Origin of the sequence: Anaerotruncus sp. AF02-27 (assembly GCF_003465835.1) — a bacterium.
Taxonomy (GTDB): Bacteria; Bacillota; Clostridia; order Oscillospirales; family Ruminococcaceae; genus Anaerotruncus; species Anaerotruncus rubiinfantis.
Genome location: NZ_QSBX01000005.1, coordinates 92,741 through 116,590, shown reverse-complemented (window position 1 = coordinate 116,590; position 23,850 = coordinate 92,741). Strand labels below are relative to the sequence as shown.

The following is a 23,850-nucleotide window of genomic DNA, read 5'->3' as shown; positions in this document are numbered from 1 at the left end:
CCGCACCTATCCTTTCACGACAATGATCGAAAAATAACTTGCATCCGCGTCCGCCCCGTCGAGAGAATCGAACACCCGCTCGCCCTCCATGCCACACTTCTGGACCATCCGCGCGCTTTCATAAAGCCCGCGTTCTTTCAGCCGCGCCTTCACCTGTTCGATCGATTTTCCGGTTTTCATCAGAACTTTGGCGCCGGCGTAACCGAGCCCCTCATCCACACTGGAATAGGAACCGGGGATGATGTGCAGCGGCTGGGACGCCTCGGTGAGGCTGACGCCGAGCCGGGCGGCCGCGGCACAGAAAGACGGCACGCCCGCGATCACGCGCGTTTCATATCCGCAGGCGCGGACACGTTCGTCAAGATAGAAATAAGTGGAATAGACCGACACGTCCCCCAAAGTGAGAAACGCCACGTCGCTGCCCGCCGCGAGCAGCTCCATGAGCCTGTCCGCCGCCTTGCCGCGGGTACGGTCGAGCTCCGCCTTATCACGGGTCATCGGCATGGAAAGCTCGACAATCTGTTTACTGGAAATTTCCGGCACCGCTTGCAGGGCGATGCCCAACGCGATCGGGGCGTTTTCATCCGCAGAACGCGGCACCGCGATGACCGGGCACTGCCGTATGATCCGCGCCGCTTTGAGCGTGAGCAATTCCGGGTCGCCGGGGCCGACGCTCACGCCGTATAAGGTTCCGTTCATATGGGTTCCTCCGTCTGTCTGAGCTTTTCGAGCAGCGCCGCCGCGCCAGTCGTCTGGCCGAGCACGCCGCGTGGATTGGAAAAGAGCACTGCGCCCACCGGGATTCCCCCGGCGCGGCGCTCCAAATGAAATTCGATCCTTTGCAGGATGAACCGAACGGTATCGTTTAATACACCGCCCGCTTCGAGCAGGCCGAGCGCTTCGTCGGTGGTCGCGCAGTCGAGCAGCCGCTTCACCAGCAGCCTGTCCGCGCCCGCCCGCGCCGCATAGGCCGTCAATATCTCCATACGCGCATCCGCCACCCGCGAATGCGTCTCAAAAATGCCCCCCGCAAGCTTCACAAGCTTGCCGATATGCCCGACGAGCAGAATTCCGGAAAATCTCAACCGCACCGCATGGTCGATCGCCTCTCCGATGTAATTGGAGCAGAGCACCGACCGGGAAAGATCGAGCCGCAACGCCCTTTGCGCAAATGTCTCGCCGTAGTTGCCCGGCGTCAGCAGAACCGGCCCATTTCCGGCGGCATACCGCACGCCAAGCTCGGTGCGGATCGTTTCGACGAGCGCCGTTTCGCTCATCGGCTCGACGATGCCGGTTGTCCCAAGGATCGAGATACCGCCCACAATGCCCAGCCTCGGATTGAAGGTCCGCGCGGCAATCTGTTCGCCCTGCGGCACCTCAATTACCACCCGCAGGCCTGTTTCCATTCCACAATCCCCCAGCGCTTCGCGCGCTGCCCGGGCGATCATCTCGCGCGGGACGCGGTTGATGGCCGCCGCGCCGGGCGGCTGGTCAAGCCCGGGCCGGGTCACCCGGCCGACGCCGTTTCCGCCGTCGATTGTAATTTTCCCATCCGGCTCTGCCGTCACACAGGCAAAGATCAAAAGCCCATCGGTCGCGTCCGCGTCGTCGCCCGCGTCCTTGCGCACCGCGCATCGCGCCGTTTTTCCGTCAAACGACGCCGCCTCAACCGGAAGTGCCAAACGGACTCCCCCCGGTGTTTCAATGACGGACTCAATGGGAGCGCAGCCGGTCAGCAGCATCCGAACCGCCGCTTTCGCGGCGGCCGCAGCGCACGACCCGGTCGTATAGCCGCAGCGCAGCCTCTGCGCGCCGCAGTAGACGTAACGTTCGAGCATCCCCGTCCCCCCTTGGTTTTCGGCAGGCGTCCGGCTGTGCCGGGCCGCGCGGCGATAAATCCTTCTCTGAAATTATACCGCATATGTGACATTTTTGAAATACGGAAAGCGCATTTGGCCGTTTGGGGCGTTTTACACTTCCGGACAAAAAGAAAGCCGTCCGGGCGGACAAGTTCCCGAACGGCGAAAAAAGACGGACATCCGGATTTTATCATCCGGCCGCCTGATTTCTCACGCCCGCAAAAGAACCGTCCGCCGCGCGATCCCCGTATGGCCGGATATTCTGGCTTATGCCTCAACGCGGCGGTCCGCCTTCCCGGGATTTTTCCCAGTGGCATCCTGAACCGCAGCTAAGCACTTACAGCAGCGTCCCTGCGCGGGAGTTTCACCCGGCTTCCCCTGCACCATACTTTTATACCAATTGAGTTCTTTTAAATTCTAATGTACCGGTATGCAAAAGTCAAGCAAACCGCATAGGATAAGAATGATATTCTAAATTAATCAAAATGGAAAATGGGGGTTCTTTTATGCCAACCATCAATGCCTATGAACGCTCCAAGGCCGCCGCTTATGCCGAACGGTGGGCATTTTCGCGCAACCCACGCTATCTCAGCTTCGACGGGATCGGCGGGGACTGCACCAGCTTTATCTCCCAGTGCATCTATGCCGGCAGCGGAATCATGAATTATAAAAAAGACGTGGGCTGGTATTATAACAGCGTAACCGACCGCGCAGCGGCCTGGAGCGGCGTACCGTACCTGTATAAATTTCTCACCGCAAACAAAGGCGCGGGCCCATTCGCTTCCCTAAGCGGCCCGGAAGGGATGCAGCTCGGCGACGTTATCCAGCTTGGCGATGCGAACGGCAAGTGGTATCACTCACTGCTCGTGACCGGGGTCACGGACAGCGGCCTGCTGGTTTCCACCCACACCTATGACGCGCATCTGCGGCCTCTTTCCAGCTACATCTATGCACAGGCCCGTTTTTTACATATCGAAGGCGTGCGGCGCTGGTGACAAAGCCGGGGTCCCACGTTTCCGCTTCTTGTAAGACGCTGGCGCAGCCGATGAAAACCAATCTGGTGCATAAACCCACCGCCTTCTGCAAACAACAACCTTACCAAAATCTAACGGTAAGGTTGTTTGCATTATGGAGCGTTTCTTTCATCTAAAGGCGCACGGCACGACCGTCTCAACTGAAATCGCGGCCGGGGTCACGACCTTCTTTGCCATGTCATATATCCTGTTTGTCAATCCGCGCATCCTTTCCGCCTCCGGGATGCCTTATCAGGCGGTTTTTCTCGCAACGGTCATCGCTTCGGTAGCCGGGACGCTCATCATGGGCCTTTTCGCGAATGTCCCCTATGCGCAGGCGCCGGGAATGGGGCTCAATGCATTCTTCACATATACCGTCTGCTTCGGACTTGGTTTTTCCTGGCAGCAGGCGCTCGGCCTCGTATTTCTCTGCGGCCTGGTGAACATCGCCGTCACTGTCACCAAAATCCGAAGGAGCATCATCCGCTCAATCCCGCCGGGCCTGCAGAACGCAATCGGCGGCGGCATTGGCGTTTTCGTGGCATATATTGGTTTCAAAAACGCTAACCTTCTGCAATTTTCCTCCGACGCGCAGTCACTTCTCACAATCAACGGCGCGGCTTACGCCCCCAAAATCGCCTACACCGACATCACATCGGTCGTAACCGGCGGCGGCATCGTCCCGGCGCTTGCGGACCTCGCCCGGCCGGACGCCCTGCTCGCGCTTACGGGCCTTGTGCTGACCATCCTGCTGATGGTGCGCGGGGTGCGCGGCGCGCTGCTCATCGGCATCCTCGCCACCACCCTGCTTGGTATTCCGATGGGGCTTGTGGATCTTTCCGCCGCTTCGCTTTCAGCCTCTTCGCTGGGGGATTCCTTCCGGGAGCTTGGCGCGACCTTTGGCGCCGCGCTTGGCCCGCAGGGACTCTGGTCGCTTTTTTCCGATCCCACCCGGATCCCGCTTGTTCTGATCACCATCTTTATCTTTTCACTTTCCGATCTCTTCAATACAATCGGCACCTTTATCGGCACCGGACTGCAGTCCGGGATCTTTTCCCCATCCAGCCTGCCTGAAAAATCGGAAGGCTTTCGCACCCCGATGGACCGTGCGCTTTTCGCGGATGCGGCCGCGACCGCGATTGGCGCTATTTGCGGCACCTCGAACGTCACAACCTATGTCGAAAGCGCGGCCGGAATCGGCGTGGGCGGCCGCACCGGCCTCACAAGCGTTGTAACCGCCGTCCTGCTCGCGGTAAGCGCTGTGCTCGCTCCGGTGGCAGGGCTTGTGCCCGCCGCTGCAACCGCGCCCGCGCTCATTGTGGTCGGAGTTCTCATGATGTCCGCCTTTCGCGAAATCGACTGGCGGGACTTTGGGGAAGCGGTCCCATGCTTTTTCGCATCGGTTTTTATGGGGCTCTGCTACAGCATTTCAGATGGGATTGCGGCCGGTTTTCTTTTCTATTGCCTCGTCAAGGCCGCGCGTGGAAAACTTGGAGAGGTACACCCGCTGCTGTTCGTTTCCTCACTGCTGTTCCTGCTCAATTTTATCCTGCTCGCAATCCTTTAGGAGAAGGAAAAAATCCACGGTGCTTCTTGACAAGCGCCGTGGATTTTGATATACTTGAGTTTGTGATACGAATATTCGATTTTATTCATATCTATCTAAATATAACATATCACATTTTCCCGCATTTGTCAAGACCCAAATCTTTTGAAGGATCGGGGAGGATTTTTCCATGAGCGGACTGATGAAACTGCTTGCGGGCGACGCCGGGCTTCTCGCAGGCAAAACAACCGACGCCATCCTGAGCACCAACGATGTTGCGAGCCAATATGGGTTATCGCTGACTTACGAACAGGCGTCCGAACTGCAAAAAGTCCACGCACAGGCGCTGCGCGGCAGCGGCCGGATCGAGATTGGGGACAGTATGATTGACCGGGTGATTTTGGCCTTCTGCGATTCGCCCCACCTGACCGCGGACAATTACGCGGATACCATCGGGCAGCTGGTTGAGCTCTTCTACTACATGAAGACCGACACGCTCGAACAGATCCCGGACGACGAACTGCTCGAAAAGATGAAAGACTTTTTCGACGGCAAATGCGGCGGTTCGCTTGAACTGCTCGCCAATCGCGAACTTGAACAGATGGCGCGCAGCATCCGCGCCTATGGCACCGATACTCCGCCGGAAGAAACAGTGGAAACCGCCGCAAAAGACGCGGAACTGACCGACTTTGACACGCAGGAGGATGACAAATGGCGGACCATTCGCTTATAAAGCACATCGCTCTCGACCAGGATCGAATCGATTATGGAGCCTTTACCCTTTCGCTCATCCAGGAAGCGCGCCGGGTCGGCATGCTTAATGACATGGATGCCGCGCGGATCGAAAATGAACTGCTTTCCCTCCTGCGCGCGCAGATTGTGAAAATAACCCACGGGGAAAGCAGCTCGGTGCCTGAATCGACGGCGGACGAGCTGATGGACGGGATCGGCTACTGCATTGACCTCGCGCTCAAGAGCCAGGCAACCCCCGCCGATGGGATCAACCTGCTCAAAAACCGACCGGTCGAAGCCGTTTACCAGATAGGAGCCGATATTTTAAATACCGAAGCAAAAGCCTGTGTGCCGCTGCTCTCCCGCGTGCGCGCCACCCGTACGCGCACAGTGAACGAAGCTTACCGCATCACGCTGGACAGCACCCTGCCGGGTTTGCTGCGCGCCTGGCAGTCCTCCCCTTTCCCCCATGACTTTATGGTCATCACCGAATATCCGCTCGCCTGTGAAAACGGTACGACCGGCATCTTTGCGGTGCACGACCGCCTTTCCTCCCTCGCACTCGAAAACCGCTTCTGTGCGCATTTTTCAGACGGGCTTGAGAGGCTTCTCGAACAGTACGCGCATCAGAGCCGCGTTTCACCCGCCGACGCCTATGCCAACCTTTTCCTCATCGCGCTGCGCAATCTGCTGCTCAATCTCCTGCTTGGACGCGGCGGGATGGAGCTTGATGCGCAAAGCGCCGCAGAACTCGAACAGAAGCTTCTGCCGCTGCAGGAAAGCCAGCGGCAGGCCCTGATAAAACATGCCGCCGACCTGCTGCTTGCCCAGTGCGCGTTTGAAAACCCGAAACTGGACGATTATGTGCGGGCTGCCGCCGCGGACTTCGCGGACGATCTCAATACGGCCGGCGGCCGGCTCGAACCGTTCGCCGTTCTGTGTGCAAAGGAGCCGGAGATGGTCCTCGCTGATGGGGAAACGCTGAACGATGAGGATTTCGCGCTGCTGGCGGATGAAATCCTCATCTGTGAAACGGTCGAGGCCAAAATCCGCATCCTGCACACCGAGGTGCATTCGCTGACCGACCTCGTCGATCTGCTCGCTGCGGACTGCATTTTCGAGGAGGAATACCCGATGGTTTTTGATTCGTTTGAGCCTTCCGTGCAGGCTCTGCTGCTTTCCCGGATGCCCTTCGAGGATGCGGAGGGAAAGATCCGCGCACAGCGCGAGGTTGAGTGGCAGCTGCGGTACGCCTCTTATCTCAACCGGCTCCCGGACAGCCGCCGGGATGCGGTTCTGCGGCAATTCCATGCGCTCGGCAGCTAAACGGTATGCGCCATCCCGGATGGATGGCGCATATTTTTATTTCAGGCACAGCCGTACATTTTGTAATTCTTGTTATATCGTACACGCATTTTATTGTAAATCTTTCCAGATTATGATAATATTTTCAAAGAAGGAGGAGTATAAATGCAGTATATTATCCAGATCCGTGAAAACAATACAGCCAAATACCTTTTTAATGCACGGATGCTTGTCCATGATCCCCGTCTGGCTAAAATTTTCTCCTCCCCTCTGCTGGCAAACCGCTATCTGAAGAAAAGCAATTTTCGCAATAGTGAGCATACCGTGCTCACTATTAAGGCGGAGAGCATCGCAATCTGACCTACATCATTCAAAAAAGGCTCCGTATCAAATTGATACGGAGCCTTTTTATCCAGTTTTATCCGAGACGCATGAAGAGCGGCAGGAACACAACCGAAACAATCGTCATCAGTTTGATAAGGATGTTGATCGACGGGCCGGAGGTGTCCTTGAACGGATCGCCCACCGTGTCTCCCACAACCGCGGCTTTGTGCGCTTCACTGCCCTTGCCGCCATGATGGCCTTCTTCGATGTATTTCTTCGCGTTGTCCCATGCGCCTCCCGCGTTCGCCATCATGATGGCGAGCAGGACGCCCGCGACCAGCGCGCCCGCGAGCAGGCCGCCGAGCGCTTCCACGCTCCAGAGGCCGACCAGAATCGGGCTGACGACCGCCAGCAGGCCCGGAATGACCATCTCTTTAAGCGCGGCAGCGGTGGAAATATCAACACACTTCGCATAATCGGGTTTTTCGGTGCCTTCCATGATCTTTGGGTTCGCCTTGAACTGGCGGCGGACTTCTTCGATCATCTGGAACGCGGCTTTACCGACCGAACGCATGGTCAGCGCCGAGAACAGGAACGGAAGCATACCGCCGATGAACAGGCCGGCAACCACCTGCGGCATCAGCAGGTCGATCGCGGTGAGTTTCGCAATCTGCGAATAGGAAACAAACAGCGCCAGCGCGGTCAGCGCGGCGGAACCGATCGCAAAGCCCTTGCCAACGGCAGCAGTGGTGTTGCCGACCGAGTCGAGCTTGTCGGTAATCTCGCGCACGCTTTCCGGCAGGTTCGCCATCTCGGCAATGCCGCCCGCGTTGTCAGAAACCGGGCCGTAAGCGTCTACCGCGATGGTGATACCCGCGGTGGAGAGCATCCCGACCGCCGCCAGCGAGATACCGTAGAGCCCGAACGCCACATAGGCGCCGATGATACCCGCCGCAATGAGGAGCATCGGCCAGACGGTGGACAGCATCCCAACCGCAAAGCCGTCAATGATGCAGGTTGCCGGTCCGGTTTCGCACTGCTTGGCAATGCTCTTGACCGACTTGTAGTCGCCGGAGGTGTAGCGCTCGGTGATCGCGCCAATCAAAACGCCGATCACAAGGCCGATCACAACCGCGACAAACGCGCGCAGGTCACCAAAAAGCGCCCGGCTCAGGAAGAACGAAGCCACCACGACAATCCCGCCGCTGACATAAGTACCCATATTGAGCGCTTTTGCCGGATTTTTGCTGTCCCCCCGGCCGACCATGAAGATCGCGATGATCGAAGCCAGGATCCCGATGGCCGAAAGCGCCAGCGGGAAGATCGATCCGGTCAGCGGGTCCGGGTCGGAAAGGGTCACGGCCAACGTGATCGAGGAGATGATCGCGCCGACATAGCTTTCAAACAGGTCGGAACCCATACCGGCCACATCACCCACGTTGTCACCCACGTTATCCGCGATGACGGCGGGGTTGCGCGGGTCGTCCTCGGGAATGCCCGCCTCAACTTTTCCCACCAGGTCGGCGCCGACGTCGGCCGCTTTGGTGTAGATGCCGCCGCCGACACGCCCAAACAGCGCGATTGAGGAGGCGCCCAGCCCAAAACCGGTCAGCATGCTCGCATTCTCAACGCCAAGTACGATTGCAAGCACGCCCACGCCCAGCACGCCCAGGCCTACCACGCAAAGCCCCATAACCGAGCCGCCGCGGAACGCCACCTTGAGGGCATGGGTCATCCCATGCTCCTGCGCGGCAGCGGCGGTGCGGACATTGGAACTGGTCGCGGTGCGCATCCCAAAAAAGCCCGCCAGCACCGAGAAAAACGCGCCAAGCAGAAAACAGCCGGCGGTCGGAAGATTGATTGCAAAGGTCAAAACCAGGAACATGATCACAACAAAAATGACGATGGTGCGGTATTCACGCATCAGAAATGCCATCGCGCCTTCGCGGATGTAGGATGAAATCTCTTTCATCCGGTCGTTTCCCATACCGTTTTTGTTGATCCAGGTCGACAGCCACCACGCGCAAAGAAGCGCCACCACCCCGACAATCGGGGCGACATAGAATAGACTGTTCATTGTGTAGGAGCCCTCCATTCATTTTCACACTTTTCTTATTTTATAACAAGGATACGCAAGTCCAAGCACGCATCCATATTATACTAAATAATTTTATTTAGTGCAACAAAAAATTATTTATATTCCCCAAAATCATCCTTCCGTTTTTTCTTTTACCAGTTCCAGAACCCGCTGCGGCGTCGCGAACATCTCCGGCGAAACCTGCGTCGGATAGATTTCCAGGTTGAAAAGATCTTCAATCCCGTCAAGCAGCTGCATAAGCCCCAGCGAATCAAGCAGCTCCTCCTCCCAGAGATCGACCTGACGGTCGTATAAAACGATGTCGTCTCCGCATACCTGCGCAAGCAGACGCAGCAGTTTCTCCTCCATCAGAGCATCCCCCTAAGTTTGCCTTTGTCCAGCTTTCCATTGCCAGCCAACGGCATTTCAGAAAGCCACACGATCCGTTTCGGAATCATATAAGCGGGCAGCTGCTCCCGCAGCGCCCGGCGCACCCAAAGTGATTCCCGCCGTTCTCCGCAGAGGAAAGCGGTCAGCGACCGGACTTCCCCGTCCGCGTATTCCGGCAGGACGGCGGCCTGTGAAACGCCGCCGATCGAAAGCAGCGCCGCTTCCACTTCAGACGGTTCCACACGGAAGCCCCGGTATTTGAGCATCTCATCCATGCGGCCGGCAACATACAGCATCCCATCCCGGAAAAATCCAAGATCCCCGGTCAGATATGCCGGTACGCCGTCGAAAAGCCGGAATTTTCGGTTTGGGTCCTCTCCAATATATCCCGCGCCGACCGAATCGCCCAGGATTACGATCTGCCCGGTTTGGCCGTCGGGAAGCGGCCGGAGCGATCCGTCCGCAACGACAATCTGTGTTCCCGGTTTTGGCCGGCCAACCGGCAGCAGGCCGGCGCACATCCCCGATGTGATTTCCACAGCGGTAACCGCAACAGCCGCTTCGGTGGGGCCATAGGCATTGACCACCCGCACGTCCGGGAAACGCTCAAAAAGCCCTCGGACAAGCTGCGGACTGAGCGCTTCGCCGCAGAAAAGGAAGGTATTGAGTTCTGGCAGCAGCGCGCGGCCGAAACTTCTGTCCGAAAGGCAATAGGCCGCAAACGACGGGGTGGAAACCCATACCGCCACCCCAGAAGCGCCGAGGCAATTGAACATCCGCCCAAACGGCAGGGACGCATCGAGGTCACAAAGGGTTTTCCCGCCGGTCAGCGCCGGAAAAACCGCCATACAGGAAAGGTCGAACGAATACGGCGCCTGGTTGAGCCAGATTCCGCCGTCTGCCAGGGTCCTGCTCCACTCGGTGAAGCTTCTGAGATTCTCCGGTGTGATCCGGACGCCTTTTGGCGCCCCTTCGCTTCCGGATGTATATAAAACATAGGAAATGTCGGTATTGCAGCGCAAAACCTCCACCGCTTCCGGCTTTTCAAGCATCCGCATTGCCGTTTCCCAGTCAAGGACCAGCTTCACGCCTGCGCTGGACAGGATCTGCCGGACACGCGCCGGCGGACAGGCGGAATCGATTGGCAAATAGGCTTTCCCGGCACGCATGCAGGCGAGCATACAGGTGAGAAACCAGCCGCCCTTGCGCCCGTGAATTGCAACCGGCGCGGGATTTTCCCCCATGACCGCTCGCAGTCCCGCCGCGATCCGGCCGGAGCCCGCCCAGAGTTCCCCATAGGTCAGCTGTTCGTCCCCGCAGAGATAAGCGGCCTGTTCCGGGCGCAGACGCGCCTGCCGTCCGATCTGTGCGATCACCGGTTCCGGCGGGTTCATCGGATCTGCTCCGGCGGGATCAGGCTCTCGTCGAACAGGACGCGGGAGTGGTTTTTGAAGATCATGGTTTCCTCCAGCGTCCCGCCGCTCGCCCGGTCGATCGTCTTTTTCCAAATCTCGCTCACACGGTAGTACCAGCCGTCAGATTCCTTTTGATAGTGGTGATCCCGCTCCTCGATCCGGTACCGAACCGGCAGTTCCCGGCTGCAGAGCAGCTCCCCGCAAAGATCTGTTTCGTCCAGCCAGACCCGCAGCTGATAGGTATCCGGCGTGTCGTTTTGGAAGCGGTAGTCCACATTGTTATAGAAAACCGAGGTGCCTGTGCCGAACGGAACCCTGCGGTCACTGTCCGGGAAGATGGCATCGGTGTGATGGTGCAGTTCGGTGACGGTGAGCGGGCTTTGCAAAACAAGCCAGTGGATCAGGTTCGCAAGCTGGCAGAGCCCTCCGCCAACCGCAGCCGACGGTTTTCCGCCGCCGATGATCACAAGCCCTTCCAAAAAGCCGCGTTTTTCGGTGGGGTTCCCCACCCGCCGCCAAAAGGAAAACGTCTCTCCGGGACGGATGAGCAGCCCATCGATTCCCCGGCTGGCAAGCCGCAGGTTGACCGCCTTGTTCTGCTGAAGCTGCTGGTTCACGCCAAAAAGCTTGCGCAGAAGAACCGAGCGGTGGGATTTTACGATAAATGGAAGCGGCTCCCCAGTCTGGCTGGAGGCAAACCGCACATGGCTGCCCAGATCCCGGCACCAGCGCAGCAGATACTCCTTGCGCAGGGACACCGCGTAGCACAGCGGCCCACGTTCACAAAACAGTTTGCGCCGTCCCAATCCGCTCCCTCACTTCCAGTTGTCCTTAAAATGGCCGGCACGAGAAATATACCGTGGCCATAGGCCATATGTAACTTAGATATTATAACACATCCAAATCCCATTTTCAAAAATTTTCTTTCGTTTCTCACAATTTTTATAATCAAAAGGAGATCCTTTCGGTAATTTCGATCATTTTTACGGAAATTCGGTTTTTAAGTGTACAAGGCAGATGGAATCATGTATAATATTCCTGTGTGATTTTCGACAGAATCCACGCAATTTCTACAGTGAAACCTAAAAAGCTAAGAGATTGAAGGAGCGTTTAAAATGGCAGGGCATATCGAGGCAGAAGATATCTTTAACGGAAAAGACCGTGTGGCTCCGCTGGGCCTCATCGTCAGCGAAGGCGCGCGGGAACTTGGCGCGAAGATTGATGCACATCTGACCAGTTGGGCTGCATCCAGCGAACATTCCACCGACACCTTTATCGTCGGGAGCGAATGCCCCCGTTTCTCCTCCGGAGACAGCAAGGGGCTGATCAAATCCACCATCCGCGGCAATGACCTCTTTTTCATCGTGGATATGGGCAACTACAGCTGCACTTACAACCTGTTCGGCCAGAAGAACTGCATGTCCCCGGACGACCATTTCCAGGATCTCAAGCGTCTGATCCAGGCGGCCGGCGGCAAGGCGCACCGTATCAGCGTGATCATGCCGCTTCTCTATGGCGGACGGCAGCACCGCCGCAACTATCGCGAATCGCTCGACTGCGCGATGGCCCTGCAGGAACTGACCCATATGGGCGTCTCCAACATCGTAACCTTCGACGCGCACGACGCGCGCGTCCATAACGCAATCCCGCTGACCGGCTTTGACAACGTCATGCCGACCTATCAGGTTCTCAAAGCGCTCTTCCATGCCTTTCCGGAGCTCGATATCAGCCGTGACCGCTTCATGATCATCAGCCCGGACGAGGGCGCGATGAACCGCAACATGTACTACGCGTCGGTGCTTGGCGTCGATCTCGGTATGTTCTACAAACGCCGCGACTATTCCCGGGTCGTCAACGGGCGCAACCCGATCGTTGCGCATGAATACCTCGGCACTTCGGTTGAAGGCAAGGACGTTTTCATCGCGGACGATATCATCTCTTCCGGTGATTCGATGCTTGACATCGCCTACGAGCTGAAAAAGCAGAAGGCAAACCGCATTTTCTCCTACGCGACCTACGCGATCTTCACCAACGGGCTCGACGCGTTTGACAAAGCCTATCGGGACGGCATCATCAGCGGCGTGTTCGGCACCAACCTCACCTATCGCAGCGAGGAGCTGCGCAGCCGTGAATGGTTCCATGAGGTTGACGTTTCCAAATATATCGCTTACTTCATTGCTGCGATCAACCATGACATCTCGGTCAGCGCGATCATCGACCCGCACGAGAAGATCAAGGCTCTGCTCGCCAGCCGGTAAATCAATATTCAAAAAGCCCGCCGGCCGGCGGGCTTTTCTGCTGCATGCTTATTTTTTCAGTTCAACGGTATAGGTGAACTGATAGGTTTCCTGAAGCGCCTTCACCTTGTCCTCGTTGTCCTCTATGAAGGTTTCGGTATACACCGATTTCCCCTGTTTTTTATAGTCGTCCAGGATTTTCTGAAGCGCATCCCAGCATTCCTGCTTTTTCGCTTCATCCTCCTCCTGAATATCGATGACAAACTCACGGTGTTTTGGAATGCGTACTTTCATTTTTCTTCACGTTCCTTTGCTGAATGATATTTGAATGCCCATAAACATTCTTTATTGTATCCGCTATCCCCAGTCGGGTCAAGAGCTTTCCGGCGGGTTTCTGCAAATATTTCAGCGATAACGGAAGCGTTCGCCGTCAACGCGGATTTCAACCAATGGTTCCGGCAGCCGGTCCGGCGGCCGCTGGAAGGTATGCATACCCGGCGAATTGATATTTGTCGGCCAGTTGCGGCCGTGGTGCCGCCGGGCCGGCTGTGGATAACCAGGCCTTTGGTAGTAATAGCTGCGCGCCATTAAAAACACCTCCTTTCCCAATCTATGCGCAAAAAAGGGATTCCGTCCGACAGGACTGAACCCATCCTTAGATGAATATCCTGTAGCAAGGAGGGAGCGCAATGCGTAACTGCAACTGTCCCGGGCCGCCCCAAAAGGATTGCCCGCCGGAAGAAAACCGCGGATGCAGCGGATGCCTGGCCTATTTTCTTGCCGGGCTGGCAATCCTGCTGCTCATCTGCCTGATCGGGTCCCCATGTTTTTATCTCTGAGCGCGCAAAAGCGGGACGCCTCCCGGCGTCCCGCTTTCCTGATCGTTTTGTTCCCTTATCGCTCGATTCATCGGTAATTTTCGTAAAAGTTTTCGTAAACTGCGGCCAGGTCCCTGTTCCAAGGTATGTACAGGCAAACCGGCTGCGGTTATCCCAACAGTCTTATAATATTCATTACCTTGCTGAGAGTTCCCACCGGATTCTGCAAAGCTGTTTGCAGAATCTTCTGCACACCGGACGGATTTTGACGGTTTTGGTTCATCCGACTCATGTTCCCGTGGTTTTGCTGCATCCGCATTCCGTTTCGGTTCTGAAAATTCTGCTGCATACGCATCTGGTTTAGCTGAGCCTGCTGGTTTTGGGGCGCCTGCTGCGGGTTCGGGTTGGCTGGCTGCGGATTTGGCTGCATCGGACGATCGGGCCGTCCCGGCCGGTTTCCCGGATGAAACTGGTTGGTCATAGCTTCCCCTCCATATGCCAGTGTATGTAAAAAAGGAAGCGCGGGTTCCTCATTTTAGCGGCATGAAAGAACTTTCGGAATTTTTTCCCGTCCCGCGGTAAAAATAGCGGTATAAAGGGCTTGCAAATTGCGGCGGCCTGTGTTAATATTAAAATATACAAATTACGTATAGTTTTCATCCTGAAAAGTTCCCGACCAGCCGCTCTGCGCGGATCAAAAATTTGGGGAGACCGGATGAAAATATTCTGCTAAACACGGTTCTGAAGCCCACTTGGCGGGCAAACTAATAAAATGAAAATCTGTGAAGGAGAAATTGTGATGGCAACTTTTTACATTTGTAAACATTGTGGGAATCTCATTGAAATGGTGCACGACGCAGGCGTTCCCGTTGTCTGCTGCGGAGAAAAGATGCACAAACTGACCGCCAACACCACTGACGCCGCAACCGAAAAACATGTCCCGCTCGTCAAGGTGGACGGCGGCACCGTTTCGGTGAACGTTGGGAGCGTCTCCCATCCGATGGAAGAAAAACATTGGATTGTATGGGTCGCTCTTGAAACCCGAAACGGTATCCACCGCAAAAATCTCAAGCCCGGTTCCGCCCCGGAAGTGACTTTCGCGCTCGGCGGCGACCAGCCGGTGGCGGTTTACGCTTACTGCAACCTGCACGGACTCTGGAAATCCGAACTGTAAACAGCACCCCAAAACGAGAAAATAAAAGCTCCCCCGGACGGGGGAGCTTTTATTCGCTTCAGAGAAAGTCCCGGGCAGTTTTCAGTCCATATGCCGGTTCCGCCCGCAGTACAGCGCGGGCAACCGCTTTGCCCATCACCCGCGCCGCGAGCGTCCCAACCAGATTCAGGTCGGACTGCATGTCTCCCACCGAGAGCGCGTAGATGCTGTCCCCGTCGGCGGTCGTGTTGACCGGGTTCAATGCCCGCGCATAGCCGTTGTGGGCCATTGCAGCAATTTTATTCATCTTCGTCTTGTCAAAGCGCGCGTTTGTTATCACCGCACCGATCGTTGTATTCCCGGTGAAAAGATTTCCGCGTACCGTGTTCTCCGTGTACATTGTCCGCTCGGTATCCGCGAAAGTGGAAAGATCCGGGGTGAGCATCCCGGCCAAACGGCGGCCACTGTCAATGTCAAAGACATCGCCCAGCGCATTCACCGCGACCACCGCGCCCACCTTCAAATCCCCCAGCTGCACGGCATAAATGCCCAGCCCCGATTTCATCATGGTGGCCGGTCCATGATATTTGCCGACCGTCGCGCCCGTGCCCGCGCCGAAATTCCCTTCCTCCGGCGCGTCCTGTTCGGCCGCGCGGCAGGCTGCATAAGCCATCTTTGCATCCGGGCGCGCATCCGGCGAACCGACCACCAGATCGAAGAGGCAGCTCGCGCAGACGAGCGGCACCTTTGTAATGCCGGTGTCAAAACCCACGTCCCGCTCAGCCAGGTAGCGCATTACGCCGCCGGCAGCATCGAGCCCGAAAGCGCTTCCACCGGAAAGCAGCACGGCATGCACCGCTTCCGCTGCGGCAAGTGGGCTAAGAAGCTGGCTTTCGCGCGAAGCGGGGCCTCCGCCGCGCACATCGAGCCCCGCAGGCATCCCGCGCGCGCAGAGGAGCACCGTACAGCCGGTGCCGCCCTCGATGTCCTGCGCGTTTCCGATTTTAAGATTCTCTATCTCTGTAATTGGAATTTCTTTCATGCTTTTGCCTCCCGCAAAGCTCCCTGCGCTGCCAAAAACTTCATCAATGGACGGCAGACCGCTGTCGTGACGACAACCGCCGCAGAAAGTTCCAGAATGCCGTTGAACCCCACAATGGTGAGGAATACGTCCTTGAGCGGAATCGCATCGAACAACGCCCACAGGCAGCCGAGCACCAACACCGTGTGGCAGATGCTCGCAATCGCCGCGCTCGTCGCAATCGCAAAGGTTTCACGGCCGGTGCGGCGCAGAAGCCGATAAAGGCACCCGGCGATCACTCCGAGCAGGATGCGCGGCAGAATACACATCACAAGCGAAGCGAACGGCGCGCCGCTTGCAAAGGGGGAAAAGAGCAGATCCACCGGTGAAACAGCCGTTGTCGAAGCCTTCAGAAGGCTCATAAGCCCGAACGCACCGCCCAGAATGGCGCCGTCAACGGGGCCCAGCAGGATGGCTCCGATGATGACAGGGATGTGCATAATGGTGATGGAGACCGGCGGGATCATGATGAATCCAAGCGGTGTGAACGCCAGCACCGCCATCAGTGCGATGAGCAGGGACAACTGGGTGAACTTTGTGGTCTTGCGTGTGGTTGACATAAGACATCTCTCCTTGCTGCTGCTCCGGCATTCCGGATGCAGCGCATATTTTGGAATTTATGCCTCCGCCGGAGCGGTTACATACCCATTATTATTCAATTTTTTCAGATACGGTCGCTGTTGCGCCTGTAGATGGCGTACAGACCGTCGAGCAGCAGCGTCTCATCGACAAGGATTTTGTGCCGGCACTGTGGGATAATCGTATTCACAAGCTGCCCGTAGGCCACCACCGTTTTGGCTGGGCCAATTTTTTCTTCGTAGCGGTCGAGCATCCCGTCAATCATACTTGCCGTGCCGTACAGCACACCGGATTTCATACAATCCTCGGTGTTGGTACCGATCAGGCTAACCTGTTTTTCCAGGCCAATGTGCGGCAGCTGTGCAGCCTGATTGCTCAGTGCTTCCAGCGCAACCGTCACGCCCGGCATGATCGAACCGCCGATAAACATCCGCTTTTCGTCGATCAGAGAAAATTTTGTAGCCGTCCCAAGGTCGATGATCACCGCCGGAAGCGGATATTTCTCCATCGCGCCAATTGCGGTGGCCACAAAGTCGGCCCCCAATTGCGCCGGGTTGTCAATCCTGATATTGAGCCCGGTTCGGATGCCCGGCCCGATCTGCAAAATCTTCACCGGTTCGATCAGTGCGACCGCCTTGTGCAGCCGCTGGGTCAGAGAGGGCACCACCGACGAGATGATCGCGCCGGTGAGCGCACGTTCGTCCTGCCGGTAGAGCCGGATTACGTCGCGGATAAGCACCGCGTATTCGGCTTCCGTCTTATTGATGGCGGTCAGTATCCGGGAAACAAACAGCAGGCCGTCCCCCTCATAGGCGCCGATTTCGGTGATTGTATTGCCGATGTCGATCGCAAGGATCATACCGTTCCCCTCCCGTCTTATCTCAGGGAAAATCATAGCACAACAAAAGGCCGCTTGCAAGCGGCCTTTCGCGTTTTTATTCCCGTGCCGGACAGATTTGGGTCCAGACGCAGTCCCCGCAGACTGTCTCCCGCTTTCCCGGCGCGAGGATCTTTTCCAAAACCAGCCGCTGAAAATCCCGCCATTGGAGGAGCTCCCCGTCCTGAAGACCGCAGAGCGACAAAACCGCCGAGTCATACCGTGCGGGTTTTTCACTGTCGCATTCCCCGCCGCAGTTATGCGGACAGCTGATACAGAGCGCGTCCACGCCGCAGAGGAGCATCACCTGCCGCTCCGGATTCATTTTCAGGCTGTCTGCGACGCATGCCATGTTCTTTACAAAAGCTTTATCATATCCCTTTCCATTAAAGAAACGCAGGCAAATCCCATGGTGCGGCCGCAGCCGCAGGGGCTCGCCGTTCACGCCACGCGCGCCGGACCCCGGCGGAGCACCCCGCAGATGCGCGGGACAAGGATCGCTGCCGCCAGGATTTTAAGCGCGTCACCGAACAGGAACGGAACAACACAAAGCGCAAGTGACTGCATGAGGCCGGTGCCGGTCGAAATCATGAACCACGCGGTGCCGAGCAGATAGCATGCCGCGAGTCCGGCGAGCATCGAAAGGACGAGGATATGGATCTTCATCCCAAACTTTTGAATAAGCAGACCCACCAGAAAAGCCGCGGCGACATATCCTGCGATATATCCGCCGGTTGGGCCGACCAAAATCCCCACGCCGCCGGTAAAGGATGAGAATACCGGCGCGCCTACCGCGCCGACCAGCACATAGACGAGCTGGCTGAGCGCCCCGTATTTCGCGCCAAGGATGCCGCCCGCAAGGAAAACCGCCAAAGTCGCCAGATTGATCGGAACCGGCTGGAGCGGAATGGCAAGCTGTGAAAGCAGAGCGGTAAGCGCGGCAAAAAGCGCGCAGAGGATCATATCGTGGGTGGTGATGCGCTGTTTCATACTGGTTTCCTCCTGATGCTGATTTCACCGGAGCGCAGCGCTTCGGTGGTATTGTCCTCTTTTTGGATCACAAGCCGCGCATCGTCGTCAATCGCAACGGCGCGGGCAATCTCCCGTTTTTCGCCGCGCAGCACTTCGACCCGTTCCCCGAGCAGAATGGAACGCGCGCGGTAGGCGGCGAGGAACCGCCGCTGCGGCAGGCCGGGCAACAGTTCTTCCAGCCGGTTCACAATCTCCGCAGCAAGCTGGCTGCGGGAAACCGGAGCTTCCCCTTTCGGGAAAAGCGAACCGGCGACCGTGCGCAGCTCTTCTGGAAAATCTTCCGGCCGCGTGGTAAAGTTGATCCCGATGCCAACCACCATATACTCAACCGAGCCGCTCTCAAAATCGGTGGCGGCTTCGGTGAGAATCCCGCAGACCTTCCTGTCCCCCAAATAAAGGTCGTTGACCCATTTGATCCCCAAATCGATCCCGCAGAGTGCCTGCACCGCTTCGCAGACTGCCACTGCGGCCGCAGCCGTGATCAGTACCGCGTCCGCCGCCAAAAGCTGCGGACGCAAAAGCGCGCTCAGATAGATGCCTGCGCCGGGCGGAGAGACAAATCCCCGGCCGCGCCGCCCGCGGCCCTCACTTTGCTCCTCCGCAAGCAGGAGGGCGCCATCCGGCGCGCCCGAAAGCGCCAGTTCCTTCGCGGCCTGATTGGTCGAAGAGACCAGTTTGCGGCAGATGATCTCCCGTCCGGGCTCACGGCGCAGGAAAAGGCGCACCGCTTCGGCAGAGAGAAGATCGCTCGCGTTTTCGAGCAGGTAACCTTTTCGGGTGAGCGCCGTTATTCGGTAGCCCTCCTCCCGCAGCTCGCCAATCGCTTTCCAGACTGCGGCGCGGGAGATGCCAAGCTTCCGGGCAAGCGCTTCCCCAGAGATGTAGATGCCCTTTTGGGATTCGAGTACCGACAGCACTTCACTTTTGGACGACATTCCCTCACCTGTCCTTTCCGGGGGTATTGTATCATAAAAAAAGGGTATTGTAAACTATTTTTTAAAAAATAGTTTACAATACCCTTTCCAAGTTCCGCAATCACGCGGCCATGAAGATTGAGTAATCCCCAAAATCCCAGGAAAGCATTATGGCAGACGGCTTGCGGTTCCTCTAAAGGCACAGAGACGCTTTTAAAAATCCCGCATCTGTGTTATTCCACAAAAGCTGTTGTCTGCCGTTCAATAAGATAAGGATCAAAAATCGTGCGGATTTTTGACCGGTTCGGTTTATCGCTGCCAATAAAATCGGCAATTAGCGAAACGCCTTGTTCGCCAATAGATTGTTTTGCGGAATGAATGGTAGTGAGTTCCGGGAAAAAATGCCGGGATATTTCGATGTCGTCATAACCGACGATCTGCACGTCTTTCGGAATGGAGAGACCGTTTTTGAAAATAGCACTATATGCGCTCACCGCGGTAGAATCATTTGTCAGGGAGATTCCAAAGGGCCTTCGGGCTGTTTTACAAATTTGATCTGTGATATCATAGACGGAAGAAAAAACATCCCCATGATAAAATACTTTGGAGGGATCGAAAGGCACCTGATTTTCCTTTAAGGCTTCCTTGTATGCGGATAAGCGAATGGCGGATTTCATACCGGCCACCACTTTGTTTGATGCCTCCCCTAATATGAGATAGACCTCTTGGAGCTGGCAAGACAGCAGATGGTTTGTGGCTAAATATTGACCTTTAAAATCATTGCTCAACACATAATTAAATTCCTTATTTGGAATAGCGTGCGCGGGATAAGAAATACCTTCGAAAAATGGATACCTCGAGAGCAAAACAAGGGGTATTTCCAAAGGAGCATAATTGTTCAAATCGATCGGAACAGATAAAATGCCGTCCACAGGAACCGAAAGGAACGCGTCCAAGGTGTTTTTCTCTATTTCAGAGTCTTCGTTTGTGATCGTAATGATCGTGGTAAAACCATAGGAACGCGCCTTTGCTTCAATTCCTTTTAGGATGGAGGCATAATATGCATTCGTAATATCCGGAATGAGAACCCCCAATAAATTGCTGCGTCCGAGCCGCAATGACCGCGCGGTAAAGTTTGGTCGATACCCTAAGCGGTTTGCATAATCAAGGATGCGATCTTTCGTTGCCTGCGGAAGTTCGGAACTATTTCCCAACGCTTTGGAAACTGCCGAGACCGAAACGCCCGCTGCCTGCGCAATGTCAATCAGCCGTACTTTTGTAGACATATCTTAAATGATATTGACGGAGGCTAAATATCGCTCACCTCTTTTTATTAGATAATTAGATCATTTGTGATAAAAGGTTTGAAACAGCAGAATGATGCCTCCAGACAGCTCTTTACTGATAAAAAGGGCTGCCATCACACTGCTGTATATCTTTGGCATTGTTTGCGGATTTTTAGGCCGTTGTGCCGCGCCACCTTAAGTATAGTTTCTTTTTTTCGTATAATCAAGCTTTTTTTAAATTTTTTACTAAAACGTAATAGTTGATTATTTACAAAAACAGCCCATAAAACTAGTGTAATAAATAGAATAAAGCCGTAATTATAATATAATTCAAAAATATGCTTGACATTTTTACTTTTAAAGGGTTTAATAAAATCAAATGAATTACAACGTTGTAGTAATGAGGGGTACAAATGGAAAACGCTTACCGAAGATCATTATTATATGTTCCAGGAGATAAGCCCCATATGTTGGAAAAAGGAATTTTCAGCGTATGCGACAGTATGATTATCGACTGGGAAGATGCCGTCACCCTTAGCCAGAAAGAACTTGCGCGTGAAGTGACCACAAATTTCCTGAATCAAAAAAGTCCGAAAAAAGAGATTTTTATTCGGATTAATGATCCAGCATCAGCGCAGTATACGGAAGATTTAAAACTTGCAGTTACGCTTCCGATAACTGGGATCGTACTGCCGAAAGCATGTCCGGAAAGTGTTAAAACAGTAGATCGCGATTTTAAAAAACTGGGAGTCCTCGAGAGCCTCCTCTTAATTCCGCTGATCGAAACCGCGTTCGGATTAATTCATCTGGAGGCCACCATCACAGCTTCCGCCCATATCAAAGCCGTTCAGTTTGGCGCCGAGGACTATACGAGAGATCTGGAGATTGCGAGAACGAAAAGCAGCGAAGAAGTTCTCCTGGCCAGGCAAATAATCGGGCTTGTCTGCCGGAGCCAAGAAGTTCAGGCAATCGATACTCCGTATGTTGACTTTAAAGATAACGCTGGGCTGGAACAAGATATTTGTGTTGCAAAACAAGCCGGATTTAAGGCAAAAACTGCAATTCATCCCGCGCAGCTGGAGATCATCAACCATAGTTTCATCCCGTCAGAAGCGGAGATTGCCTTTGCGCAGCGAGTGGTAGAGATCTCACAGTTGCCCGAAAACAGTCATTTAGGAGCCTTTTCACTCGACGGGAAGATGGTGGACGCCCCAATAATTGCCCGTGCAAAGCGTGTGTTGGATCGGATACAACAGTACCGGTCTAATTGATGAAGGGAGAAGAATCAGACCATGAATCTGCAGCAAAAAGCAAACGAATTGCGAAAACTTACCTTTGAAACAATTACAAACGCAGGAGGAGGGCATTACGGTGGTTCTCTTTCTGTAATTGAAATTTTAACGGTTCTCCACTATGACGTGATGTACCGGGCGGATGAGCCGGAAGCCCCGGACCGTGATCGTTTTATCCTCTGCAAAGGACATGCCGGCCCCGCTTTATATGTTGTGCTGGCGGACAAAGGAATTATTGATAAAAAAAGATTGGCGGAGCTGGATCAGAACGGCGGCAGTTTGCCCAAACATATTGACCGCATGAAGGTGCGCGGAATCGAGTTTTCCGCCGGTCCGCTCGGACAGGGCCTTTCGGTAGCCTGCGGTATGGCTATCACGTTAAAGGAAAAGTACCCGGATACCTATGTTTATGCAGTGCTGGGCGACGGCGAGTGCGACGAGGGACAGGTGTGGGAAGCCGCGATGCTTGCGGCGCAATATCATCTGGATAACCTCATTGCGGTGGTGGACTATAATAAATGCCAGATCGACGGCCGGGTGTCGGACGTGATCGGTCTGGAACCATTTGCCGATAAATGGCGCGCCTTTGGCTGGCATGTCCTGGAATGCGACGGGCACGACACGGCTGACCTGAAAAAAACCTTTGCAAAAGCAAAGCTGCATGAGAAGCAGCCAGTTGTGGTCATTGCCCACACCAAGAAAGGCAAAGGCGTTTCTTTCATGGAAGATAACTATGTTTGGCACAGTGGAAAAATAACCCCGGAACAGTTTGCTGTCGGAAAACGCGACTTGGAGAGGAGCGTCGGTTGATATGGTAATGAGAGATACGAATCAGACCTATGGCGAAACGTTGGTGGAACTGGGAAAAAACAACAAGAACCTGGTCGTGATCGAAGCGGATTTGATGAAAGCTTCGGGTAGCGTGGTATTTAAAGAGGCATATCCAGAGCGCCATTATGATGTAGGGATTGCCGAGCAAAACCTGATCGGCTTTGCGGCAGGAATGTCTGCCACCGGTAAAATCCCTTTTGCTTCCACCTTTGCCTGTTTTGCCGCGCAGAGAGGCTGTGATCAGGTCATTAATTCGGTGGCGTATAACAATTTCAACGTAAAGATCGTAGGAACCTCCGCCGGGTTAACCAGCGAAAAAAACGGCGGTACCCATATCTCGATTTCCGACCTGGCAATTTTCCAGGCTATTCCCCGTTTCCAAGTGTTCGATCCCGGGGATGCGGAGGAATTTGCACAGATCATCCGCTATGCGGCGGAACATGTGGGGCCAGTTTATATTCGTTCCAATAAGGGACAGTATCCTGTCTTTCACAAGGAGGGGTTCCGTTTCGAACCCGGAAAGGCGGAACTTCTGCAGCCGGGAGAAAAGGTCGGCCTGATTACAACGGGAATCACTACAGAGGCGGGCATCCAGGCGTGTGAGGCGTTGCGGTCGGAGGGCATACAGGTTTATCATCTGCATATGTCCTCGATCAAGCCGATCGACCGCCAGGCGGTCCTGGAATGCGCAAAGCATGTGAAAACCATTGTGACGGCGGAAAACCATTCGGTGATCGGCGGCCTGGGAGCGGCAGTCGCAGAGGTTGTGACGACGGAGGGAACCCCAGTTTCAATGGCGCGGTTGGGTCTGCAGGACTGTTTTGGAGAGACCGCCACGCTGGATTATCTGATGCATAAACACGGCATTGATGCAGATGGAATTGCACAGGCAATCAGAAAAAATTATAAAGATGAAGGAGGCGTTAATATTTAATAACCAAAGTATCCGTATCTGTTCTTTTTTCACCTGATGGGCATCAGGCCCCCCGGTTTTCTCTGATTTTCAGTGGGGGCGAAACGGCAATAGCTTAGTCACCACACTCTGGATCTCACTGCACAAAATTTTAGTGCGGTATTGCCTTAAATGAA

27 protein-coding genes and 1 riboswitch are annotated in these 23,850 nt (G+C 55.2%); of the genes, 11 read left to right on the top strand and 16 right to left on the bottom strand.

The window, feature by feature from the left end:
* Positions 1-6: 6 nt before the first annotated feature.
* Entirely contained in the window at positions 7-699 is a 693-nt protein-coding gene (gene cobI / locus DWV16_RS06360; RefSeq protein ID WP_118478299.1) for a precorrin-2 C(20)-methyltransferase, read from the bottom strand.
* Complete coding sequence (gene cbiD / locus DWV16_RS06355; protein ID WP_118478297.1) at positions 696-1,838, bottom strand: cobalt-precorrin-5B (C(1))-methyltransferase CbiD; 1,143 nt, start codon at positions 1,836-1,838, stop codon at positions 696-698. The genes cobI and cbiD overlap by 4 nt, the downstream gene beginning before the upstream one ends.
* A 254-nt stretch (positions 1,839-2,092) precedes the next feature.
* Positions 2,093-2,275, bottom strand: a riboswitch (cobalamin riboswitch).
* A 90-nt stretch (positions 2,276-2,365) separates the two neighbouring features.
* Here cbiD and DWV16_RS06350 point away from each other — a divergent pair.
* The 5 genes from DWV16_RS06350 to DWV16_RS06330 all read left to right on the top strand — a co-directional run bounded on the left by DWV16_RS06350 (position 2,366) and on the right by DWV16_RS06330 (position 6,815).
* A complete protein-coding gene (locus tag DWV16_RS06350) occupies positions 2,366-2,854 on the top strand; it encodes an amidase domain-containing protein (RefSeq protein ID WP_118478295.1) in 489 nt (162 codons plus the stop codon).
* Between the two features lie 133 nt (positions 2,855-2,987).
* The gene (locus DWV16_RS06345) at positions 2,988-4,439 is read left to right on the top strand and encodes an NCS2 family permease (protein WP_118478293.1); all 1,452 of its coding nucleotides are present in this window, start codon (positions 2,988-2,990) and stop codon (positions 4,437-4,439) included.
* A gap of 169 nt (positions 4,440-4,608) precedes the next feature.
* Positions 4,609-5,151, top strand: a complete 543-nt coding sequence (locus DWV16_RS06340) for a DUF6323 family protein (protein WP_118478291.1) — start codon at positions 4,609-4,611, stop codon at positions 5,149-5,151.
* Entirely contained in the window at positions 5,130-6,476 is a 1,347-nt protein-coding gene (locus tag DWV16_RS06335) for a DUF6179 domain-containing protein (protein ID WP_118478289.1), read from the top strand. Before DWV16_RS06340 ends, DWV16_RS06335 begins: the two co-directional genes overlap by 22 nt.
* A gap of 144 nt (positions 6,477-6,620) precedes the next feature.
* Entirely contained in the window at positions 6,621-6,815 is a 195-nt protein-coding gene (locus DWV16_RS06330; protein WP_118478287.1) for a hypothetical protein, read from the top strand.
* 58 nt (positions 6,816-6,873) lie between these two features.
* Here the strand turns inward: DWV16_RS06330 and DWV16_RS06325 are convergent, their stop codons facing one another.
* The 4 genes from DWV16_RS06325 to DWV16_RS06310 form a co-directional block, all read right to left on the bottom strand.
* Entirely contained in the window at positions 6,874-8,856 is a 1,983-nt protein-coding gene (locus DWV16_RS06325) for a sodium-translocating pyrophosphatase (protein WP_066460030.1), read from the bottom strand.
* 132 nt (positions 8,857-8,988) lie between these two features.
* Positions 8,989-9,225: a phosphopantetheine-binding protein gene (locus DWV16_RS06320; protein ID WP_066460031.1), complete on the bottom strand. Its 237-nt coding sequence runs from the start codon at positions 9,223-9,225 to the stop codon at positions 8,989-8,991.
* Positions 9,225-10,640 (bottom strand): AMP-binding protein, encoded by a 1,416-nt coding sequence (locus DWV16_RS06315; RefSeq protein WP_118478285.1) that lies wholly within the window; start codon positions 10,638-10,640, stop codon positions 9,225-9,227. The genes DWV16_RS06320 and DWV16_RS06315 overlap by 1 nt, the downstream gene beginning before the upstream one ends.
* The gene (locus DWV16_RS06310) at positions 10,637-11,467 is read right to left on the bottom strand and encodes a VanW family protein (protein ID WP_066460033.1); all 831 of its coding nucleotides are present in this window, start codon (positions 11,465-11,467) and stop codon (positions 10,637-10,639) included. The genes DWV16_RS06315 and DWV16_RS06310 overlap by 4 nt, the downstream gene beginning before the upstream one ends.
* Positions 11,468-11,776: 309 nt before the next feature.
* On the opposite strand from DWV16_RS06310, the gene DWV16_RS06305 reads away from it, so the two are divergent.
* On the top strand, positions 11,777-12,919 hold the full coding sequence (locus DWV16_RS06305; RefSeq protein WP_066460034.1) for a ribose-phosphate pyrophosphokinase: 1,143 nt from the start codon (positions 11,777-11,779) through the stop codon (positions 12,917-12,919).
* Between the two features lie 48 nt (positions 12,920-12,967).
* On the opposite strand, the gene DWV16_RS06300 is transcribed toward DWV16_RS06305, so the two are convergent.
* Positions 12,968-13,192, bottom strand: coding sequence for a methylenetetrahydrofolate dehydrogenase (locus tag DWV16_RS06300; protein ID WP_066460035.1), 225 nt, complete (start codon positions 13,190-13,192; stop codon positions 12,968-12,970).
* A 111-nt stretch (positions 13,193-13,303) separates the two neighbouring features.
* Positions 13,304-13,486 (bottom strand): hypothetical protein, encoded by a 183-nt coding sequence (locus tag DWV16_RS06295; protein WP_066460036.1) that lies wholly within the window; start codon positions 13,484-13,486, stop codon positions 13,304-13,306.
* Between the two features lie 101 nt (positions 13,487-13,587).
* On the opposite strand from DWV16_RS06295, the gene DWV16_RS19010 reads away from it, so the two are divergent.
* Positions 13,588-13,737, top strand: coding sequence for a hypothetical protein (locus tag DWV16_RS19010; protein WP_154018905.1), 150 nt, complete (start codon positions 13,588-13,590; stop codon positions 13,735-13,737).
* 148 nt (positions 13,738-13,885) lie between these two features.
* On the opposite strand, the gene DWV16_RS06290 is transcribed toward DWV16_RS19010, so the two are convergent.
* Positions 13,886-14,197 (bottom strand): hypothetical protein, encoded by a 312-nt coding sequence (locus tag DWV16_RS06290; protein ID WP_118478283.1) that lies wholly within the window; start codon positions 14,195-14,197, stop codon positions 13,886-13,888.
* Positions 14,198-14,515: 318 nt separating this feature from the next.
* On the opposite strand from DWV16_RS06290, the gene DWV16_RS06280 reads away from it, so the two are divergent.
* Positions 14,516-14,890 carry a desulfoferrodoxin family protein gene (locus DWV16_RS06280; protein WP_066460039.1) on the top strand — a complete coding sequence of 125 codons (375 nt, stop codon included), beginning with the start codon at positions 14,516-14,518 and terminating at the stop codon, positions 14,888-14,890.
* 58 nt (positions 14,891-14,948) lie between these two features.
* On the opposite strand, the gene DWV16_RS06275 is transcribed toward DWV16_RS06280, so the two are convergent.
* From DWV16_RS06275 to DWV16_RS06245, 7 genes are all read right to left on the bottom strand, one after another.
* Positions 14,949-15,911 carry a P1 family peptidase gene (locus tag DWV16_RS06275; RefSeq protein ID WP_118478279.1) on the bottom strand — a complete coding sequence of 321 codons (963 nt, stop codon included), beginning with the start codon at positions 15,909-15,911 and terminating at the stop codon, positions 14,949-14,951.
* Positions 15,908-16,510 carry an ECF transporter S component gene (locus tag DWV16_RS06270; protein ID WP_118478277.1) on the bottom strand — a complete coding sequence of 201 codons (603 nt, stop codon included), beginning with the start codon at positions 16,508-16,510 and terminating at the stop codon, positions 15,908-15,910. Before DWV16_RS06270 ends, DWV16_RS06275 begins: the two co-directional genes overlap by 4 nt.
* A 104-nt stretch (positions 16,511-16,614) precedes the next feature.
* Positions 16,615-17,388 (bottom strand): type III pantothenate kinase, encoded by a 774-nt coding sequence (locus tag DWV16_RS06265; protein WP_066460042.1) that lies wholly within the window; start codon positions 17,386-17,388, stop codon positions 16,615-16,617.
* 76 nt (positions 17,389-17,464) lie between these two features.
* Complete coding sequence (locus tag DWV16_RS06260) at positions 17,465-17,851, bottom strand: DUF1284 domain-containing protein (protein ID WP_066460043.1); 387 nt, start codon at positions 17,849-17,851, stop codon at positions 17,465-17,467.
* Positions 17,848-18,396 (bottom strand): biotin transporter BioY, encoded by a 549-nt coding sequence (locus DWV16_RS06255; RefSeq protein WP_118478275.1) that lies wholly within the window; start codon positions 18,394-18,396, stop codon positions 17,848-17,850. Before DWV16_RS06255 ends, DWV16_RS06260 begins: the two co-directional genes overlap by 4 nt.
* Entirely contained in the window at positions 18,393-19,373 is a 981-nt protein-coding gene (locus DWV16_RS06250; RefSeq protein WP_118478273.1) for a biotin--[acetyl-CoA-carboxylase] ligase, read from the bottom strand. Before DWV16_RS06250 ends, DWV16_RS06255 begins: the two co-directional genes overlap by 4 nt.
* A 212-nt stretch (positions 19,374-19,585) precedes the next feature.
* The gene (locus DWV16_RS06245; RefSeq protein WP_066460046.1) at positions 19,586-20,638 is read right to left on the bottom strand and encodes a LacI family DNA-binding transcriptional regulator; all 1,053 of its coding nucleotides are present in this window, start codon (positions 20,636-20,638) and stop codon (positions 19,586-19,588) included.
* A gap of 413 nt (positions 20,639-21,051) precedes the next feature.
* On the opposite strand from DWV16_RS06245, the gene DWV16_RS06240 reads away from it, so the two are divergent.
* From DWV16_RS06240 to DWV16_RS06230, 3 genes are read left to right on the top strand one after another with little or no spacing between them, the layout of a single operon-like run.
* Positions 21,052-21,909 carry a CoA ester lyase gene (locus DWV16_RS06240; protein ID WP_118478271.1) on the top strand — a complete coding sequence of 286 codons (858 nt, stop codon included), beginning with the start codon at positions 21,052-21,054 and terminating at the stop codon, positions 21,907-21,909.
* Positions 21,910-21,930: 21 nt separating this feature from the next.
* Positions 21,931-22,740 carry a transketolase gene (locus DWV16_RS06235; protein ID WP_066460048.1) on the top strand — a complete coding sequence of 270 codons (810 nt, stop codon included), beginning with the start codon at positions 21,931-21,933 and terminating at the stop codon, positions 22,738-22,740.
* 1 nt (position 22,741) lies between these two features.
* The gene (locus DWV16_RS06230) at positions 22,742-23,695 is read left to right on the top strand and encodes a transketolase family protein (RefSeq protein WP_118478269.1); all 954 of its coding nucleotides are present in this window, start codon (positions 22,742-22,744) and stop codon (positions 23,693-23,695) included.
* Positions 23,696-23,850: the final 155 nt, after the last annotated feature.